We start from the raw sequence: 6,250 nt of genomic DNA, 5'->3' as shown, positions 1-6,250 counted from the left end.
CAAAACTTTTTGAGCCAAACGATGAACTTGTTGCCACAATACTGACGGCTCAAAATATAGAGCTTCAGGATAGGCAAGGTCTTTATGGTAAATTAAATTCTCTCTTTCAATCTCGATTATTTCGCCATTAGGCTTGGCTAGGGCAACGCGAACGTTACCCGTACCAATATCAACAACCAAGTAAACTTCTTCTTTTATTGCCATTACGCTAATTTTTAACCTGATGATCCACCAACTTACTTTCCTTTAACCAAGTTAATAATTTGGCATTCAGAATATCAACATGATGATCTTCCACCTCATGAGTGGCACCAGCAGTATGTGGCGTAGCCAAAACTTTTGGAGAATGGATCAACAAATAATCTTTTTCATCAGGCGGCTCGTGATCAAAAACATCCAAAACCGCTCCTCTGATTTTATTATTCTGTATAGCATCAATCAGGGCATCGCGATCAACCACACTTGCTCGGGCCGTGTTTACAAAAATAGCCTCTTGTTTCATTCTGGATATTAAGTTACTGTTAATCATTCCAACCGTATGGCTATTTACAGGTAAATGTATTGATACAATATCGCTGCTTTCAAAAATATCCTCGAGTGTAGTTTTCCGGTAAAGCGGGTCAAATTCATCCAGAAATGGGTCGTAAAATTGAATATCGCATGGAAAACATTTTAGTATCTTAGCAATTCGTTGTCCTACCGCACCAAAACCCACCATCCCGATTGTTTTACCAGCCAGTTCATTTCCTTTAAACTGAAGATACGATGTATGTGCACCGGCTTCCCAATTTTCGCCAGTGAGCCATTGCCAGCTTGGGATGGTCATGCGCAAAAGATTGATGACATTGGCCACAAACATTTCGGCTACCGCCTGTGCATTTCTGGCGGGCGTATGAAACACCGGAATACCATGTTTTTCTTGCGGTATGTAGCGCTACATTTGATGGCGTCCCCCTACAAACGCCTATAAACTGAAGATTTGGATAACTATCAATTACTTTTTCTGTCACGTGATCGTGTTCAGTAATCAAAGCATCGGCCTTACTTTCGCCGAGAAGCGTAATCAATTCAGACTCATTAAAAGAGCGTCCCTGATCCTTCCAGGTTTTGTAAATCACTTCGCCAAAATTTTTCTCCAATATTTCTCGTCCCTGATCATTATACGGAGCGGTAACTAAAATCCTCATCTATATATGTGTTATTTTTATCAATTAATTTGTTGCTATTGCCTGTAACTCCGGCTCACTCACCTGAGCCGTTTTGGCATTTAAGGGTAGAGTGATGAACCGGGTTAATATTGCACTCAGAAAATACAGCCCCGCCAAAATCCAGACTACTCCTTCATTACCAATGTAGCCGATGAACATCCAGACAATTAGTGGTCCTACGAAAACAGCCAGGCCTGCACCCAGGTTAAGGATAGACATTGCAGCACCTTTATCTTTTTTAACCAATGATGGAACCAGTGCCGAAAGCGGAACATAACCTGCCAACATCGCTCCCCATAATACGCCACAAAACATGATCATCCAGAAACTGCTGCCAAAAAGCACAGGCGAATAGAAAAATAGCAGGGTGGTAATGCCACAGCCAAAACCACCAAACCACATGATGGTATTTCTCCAGCCCAGTTTATCGCCAACGAAACCAAAAATTAAATTAAAGGCGATGTTAGCAATAAAAATGGTTCCCCAGATTTGTACCCATTCGGTTGTACTAAAACCTTGTGTAGCCATATAGGTGGGTAGAAAAACCGGAAAAGCAAATTGCGCTGTGGTATTGATGATGCGCACAATTCCTCCTATAAGCACCTTTGGTTGTTCGACCACTACCGTTAGGCCTTTCATTAATTCTTCCGATTTATTGACTGTCGTCGAATCAGATTTGAATTTATCTTTAACTAAGACCAGAGCGAAAAAAGCACCAATTAAAACCCAGAAAATGGAGCTCCAAAGGGTATTTAAATAACCAAGGTTTTGAATTGCCCAGCTGGAATAGTAAGCGCCAAAAACATTTAATCCGCCGGTAAAAACAAACCAGAACCAACCCACGGCGGTGCCTAATTTTTTCTGAGGGCTTCTATACGTAATCCAAACTAAAAATGAATAAGCAAAGAACGGATAACCAAATCCACGGATGGCATAGGTGAGTAACATGATCACATAATCTAGCTTAGGCACTCCGTAACCTACGAAACCGGCAGTTCCTAATATGTAAAGGATCAATCCCATTAACATCGTTTTTTTCGGTCCGTAACTTTCTACAAGTACGCCGGAAAACCATGATGAGATGGCAATAGTAACTCCGTAGGCCGTAAATAGCGAAGCTGATTGCTGAATGCTCATACCACGGCCGATTAAATAAGGACTCAACCAACTGCCTTCCAGTCCGTCGCCCATCATAAAAATTAAAATACCAAGATAACCCCAGCCCAGGTTTTTAGGAATTCCTACCCGATTGAGCAGTGAATTCTGTGAATCAATTTGTACACTCATAATTTGGTTAGTAAGGTTGATTTACTGATGTTCGGTTAGCCACAACAGTTAATAAGCAATTGGTTTACGTTTAAAAACCTTTTACCAAATTAACTAAATTAAAGTTTATAAAACAAAATAAAAGTAAAAAGAAATATTATGAAACCATTAAGTTATTGTAATTATACTGTCGTATCATAATCGCTCAAGAGTAATAAAACTCAATAAGCTTTGTTGACATCAATAGGATATTACTCGCGAAATAAGTGATGGACAGTAGCCATTTATTAAGAATCAACGTCTTGGGATTGTATTAATTTCATTTAATACTCGGGGCTATTCAAGAACCTTAGGCGTTGATACGGAAAAGCTTTTTTCTTTAACAGTATAAAAAAGTATTCCAATTTGGTTTAGTTATTGATTTTGTAACGGCTTTATTATAAATTAGATCATCACAACCAAAACTAACCAAATGGAAAAATACAATTTAATTGCCGGATGTTTTATGCTCGTAAGTAGCTTAGGTCTACTTGTTTTTCTTTGCCGCCCGAATAAAGAAGAGGCAGAATAAGTAAATGAGCCAGATAGCATGTATGCGGCTTAATAATCGGTATCGTATTTTACGAAAATTATAAGCTAATTAATGATCTTGATTTAAACAATCTCGCTGTTCAGGTGTTGATTCATTATGGCATTTAAAGCAGCAATAATTTTAGGAATAACCATTGGATTGGTTTCATTTTTTGGAATTCGAAAAATCATTAGCGATCATCAGCTTCCGGCAGGAGGGTAAAAAGACTTGTTAATTTAGCGAAGCCCAAGTCCTTTTCGAAAAAACTCAACAAACGGTATGGCCAACGCAAAAGATGTCAGGATATCTGCAATCAGGAGGCTTCTTTCCTTACATAAGTCTAGTGGGCACCTGAGCTCATAAAACGGTAATTTGATATAGTTTTCGCCAATAACTCCGGTTTGATAACCTTTTGGTAAAGCGCCGGCTTGAGCATCGTTCAAGACAAAACCAGCTGAATAAGCTTCAGTCAAGGCTTTTTCCAGTAAATCAATGTTTTTGATAATAAAACTTCTGATAACCTGTAATCCAAATACGTCTGGTTCAAAAAGAACACTCATATAACTTCCTTCAGGATTAATGTGAAGCCGGTAAACAGGCTCGTTTCCACCATTCAATAACGGACTAATCGATATATTAATAAAGGTATGATAAGGAAGCTTTTTTTTGGGCTTAATAATTATCAGGGTTGATATAAACCGATTTACATCTATTTCGCGATCGAGTGCTAAATCCAATAGCGACAATTGGTCCAGAATCAGATAAGCCAGCTCAGAGACTTCGGTTTTAGCCTGTTCATACGCTCCGATATGATCCATTAACCATCCCTGATTATTATTTTCCTTTAACTCAGTTAAAAACTTAAGCGTTCTTTCCATTGAAATGTGATGGATGTTTAGATAATAAAAGCTTAAATTGTTTCAAACGCTGAGTCTCGAATAGTTAATGTTTTGTAAATCAATACCACTAAACCTGTGGTAATTTGCCGGCTTTCAAATCTTGCGATACCTCTTTTGCCTTGTCGATATATGAGGGAAGCTGCTCCTTGATTTTCTCAAAGTTTGATGTTCCCAATACATCTTTCTTGGTTAAGTATTTTATACCTTCAAATATTGCGATGCCGATAATGGCGTTTTTAATAAATCCCATAGCTAATTGTTTATACATTGAACATCACTTTTCCTGGTTTAGTTTTAGAATAAATCAGCAATCATAACACAACTAAAATGGTAATTATAGCTAAAGCATAATTAACGCCTTTTGTATGAAGTAAATTGATTGAAAGATGTGGTCTATACCGGTAACTACAATGTCGTTCTAGCGATAATTGAAAGTTGAATTAGAGAGATTTGCGAAGATTAAGATAAAATGGCACCTCGATTTTTTCAGTTTTACCATTTAATACGAACGCTGCCGCTTGAGTGCCCAGCTGGTGAAAATCTGTAGAAATGGTGGTGATTCCGTTAAGAATAAATCGCTTTAAAGGCGTTTCATTGTAAGAAATTAAACCCACGTCTTTTCCAATGTCAAGTTTAAGTACAATCAGCCGCTCAATTAAAGTTACCAAATCATCTTCCATCAGGTTAATAAAAACCTCTCCAGAATTGATTTCTTCTTCTTTGACATTATGAATCACTTTATGACTAAAAGCATACTGCTGGCAAAAGCGGTAAAAACCAGTTAAAATCTCCTGGGGCACATAACTCTGTTTGGGAAATATAATTTTGATGGTATGATATTTAGAAAGCTGTTCCAGCGCCTGCTCTAACGCTGCGTAAATGTCCTGAGCAAAGTTTTCATAAGCTGCAGCAAAATTTCCCGTAATGCCAGGTAACAACTTATCCAAAATAACCAGTTTTTCCTTCGGGATGGTATTGATTACCTCGTGTGCATTTTCTCCACCTTCCAGGAAATGAGGAATAATCACAAAATGAGTATAATCGTCAATTTTAGAAGTGATCATCTTTTTAAAAAAAACAAAGTCATTGTTGTAAATGTAAAAATCGATCGCTGCGCTTTCCCCCACCGCCTTTATAAATGAATCGTAAATGATTTTTTTGTGCGTACTTAATTTGTTAAAAAGCAGGCATACCTTCAATTTTCTTGAAAAATCGGTGTTAATGATGAAGTAACCTTTGCCCGGAACTGAATCGACTACACCAAGTTTACGAAGGTTACGATAACCTTTTTCGGCAGTATCGCGAGACATTTCCAAACTAAAACTTAACTCATTTATCGAAGGAAGCAAACTGCCTTTCTTCAACTTGCCAGATTCAATACCACTTAAAATGGCATTAGTAAGCTGTTTATACTTAGGTGTTGATGAATATTCATCAATCTGGATGTGGGATATGACGTCGTCTGCTTTCAAAATGATTCACGTGGAGATTCGAATATAAGAAAAATCTCTGTTTCAGATGTGAAAACAACATGCAGAGTTCGAAAAAAAATCCTGGTAAACAAACCGCGGATGTTTTGGGTCATCAGTTGATTGACTCCAAGACATCCGCGGCAAAGCTTATTGAATTATATTTTATGATTCTATTGTTCGCTGGATAGCAGAATAATATTTCAATTGAATCATATCCGTCGGTGCAGGGTTTTCGTTCCAGGCATCGTTAATAGCCAAAGCGGTTCCTATTGAAGTTGCCTGTGAAACCGAAGACGCATAGACCTCGATATCGGGAATGGATGTAGCCAGCAAATGCATATAAATTGCATTTTTACCAAATCCACCATCAACAAAAACCCTTTTTACGCCATTATTTAAAACGAGGTTTAAAGAATAAATCTGTTGTTTAACCAAATCAAATATTAACTGATGATAAGCCTCTTCGGCAGTTTGAAATAGATTCAGATCACGCTCCGGAAAGGCAGAAACAGCCGAAAATTCAGTTTGCGGAATTAAGTTTTCAGGTACTTTATTCGCCAGCTTCAAAATCATCGAAGGATTGAATTTCAGGTGCTTAAACAAATAAGCCGCCCGGTCAAAGTGTTCTGCAATGCGTTTGAGCTGTACTTCGTGCTCATAGCCAGCAAAAATCCGTGAAGCTTTAATCGGTTTACCCTTATAATGCATATAACAAAGGCAATCCTGCTTCAGTTCTTCCTTTGTTAGTGGTTCCTGATTGAACGGATTTAAACTAATGCACCAGGTTCCGGTTGAGATGAGGATAAACGGCGTGTTAAAATTTAGTGTGTACGT

At 38.0% G+C, this 6,250-nt stretch carries 6 protein-coding genes and 2 pseudogenes; all 8 read right to left on the bottom strand.

Annotated elements, in window-relative coordinates:
* A pseudogene (locus ON09_RS21750) lies at window positions 1-204 on the bottom strand (sugar kinase); the annotation flags it as partial.
* Window positions 205-208: 4 nt separating this feature from the next.
* Window positions 209-826 carry an NAD(P)-dependent oxidoreductase gene (locus ON09_RS26330; RefSeq protein WP_238533771.1) on the bottom strand — a complete coding sequence of 206 codons (618 nt, stop codon included), beginning with the start codon at window positions 824-826 and terminating at the stop codon, window positions 209-211.
* The gene (locus tag ON09_RS26325) at window positions 750-1,187 is read right to left on the bottom strand and encodes a Rossmann-fold NAD(P)-binding domain-containing protein (protein WP_238533770.1); all 438 of its coding nucleotides are present in this window, start codon (window positions 1,185-1,187) and stop codon (window positions 750-752) included. The genes ON09_RS26330 and ON09_RS26325 overlap by 77 nt, the downstream gene beginning before the upstream one ends.
* A 24-nt stretch (window positions 1,188-1,211) precedes the next feature.
* On the bottom strand, window positions 1,212-2,495 hold the full coding sequence (locus tag ON09_RS21740) for an MFS transporter (RefSeq protein ID WP_010603185.1): 1,284 nt from the start codon (window positions 2,493-2,495) through the stop codon (window positions 1,212-1,214).
* 786 nt (window positions 2,496-3,281) lie between these two features.
* Entirely contained in the window at window positions 3,282-3,923 is a 642-nt protein-coding gene (locus tag ON09_RS21735) for a DUF2461 family protein (protein WP_010603184.1), read from the bottom strand.
* A gap of 88 nt (window positions 3,924-4,011) precedes the next feature.
* Entirely contained in the window at window positions 4,012-4,194 is a 183-nt protein-coding gene (locus tag ON09_RS21730) for a YtxH domain-containing protein (protein ID WP_116170253.1), read from the bottom strand.
* A 190-nt stretch (window positions 4,195-4,384) separates the two neighbouring features.
* Entirely contained in the window at window positions 4,385-5,416 is a 1,032-nt protein-coding gene (locus tag ON09_RS21725; protein ID WP_010603182.1) for a GntR family transcriptional regulator, read from the bottom strand.
* 162 nt (window positions 5,417-5,578) lie between these two features.
* A pseudogene (locus tag ON09_RS21720) lies at window positions 5,579-6,250 on the bottom strand (carbohydrate kinase); the annotation flags it as partial.

The sequence above is a fragment of the Pedobacter agri PB92 genome (assembly GCF_000258495.1).
GTDB lineage: Bacteria > Bacteroidota > Bacteroidia > Sphingobacteriales > Sphingobacteriaceae > Pedobacter > Pedobacter agri.
This window is presented reverse-complemented; position numbering and strand designations above follow the sequence as displayed.

Bases quoted from the DNA above. Each gene is read 5' to 3' on its own strand.
- ON09_RS21730 (WP_116170253.1), bottom strand. From the start codon at position 4,194: ATGGGATTTATTAAAAACGCCATTATCGGCATCGCAATATTTGAAGGT.
- ON09_RS26330 (WP_238533771.1), bottom strand. From the start codon at position 826: ATGACCATCCCAAGCTGGCAATGGCTCACTGGCGAAAATTGGGAAGCC.
- ON09_RS21735 (WP_010603184.1), bottom strand. From the start codon at position 3,923: ATGGAAAGAACGCTTAAGTTTTTAACTGAGTTAAAGGAAAATAATAAT.
- ON09_RS26325 (WP_238533770.1), bottom strand. From the start codon at position 1,187: ATGAGGATTTTAGTTACCGCTCCGTATAATGATCAGGGACGAGAAATA.
- ON09_RS21740 (WP_010603185.1), bottom strand. From the start codon at position 2,495: ATGAGTGTACAAATTGATTCACAGAATTCACTGCTCAATCGGGTAGGA.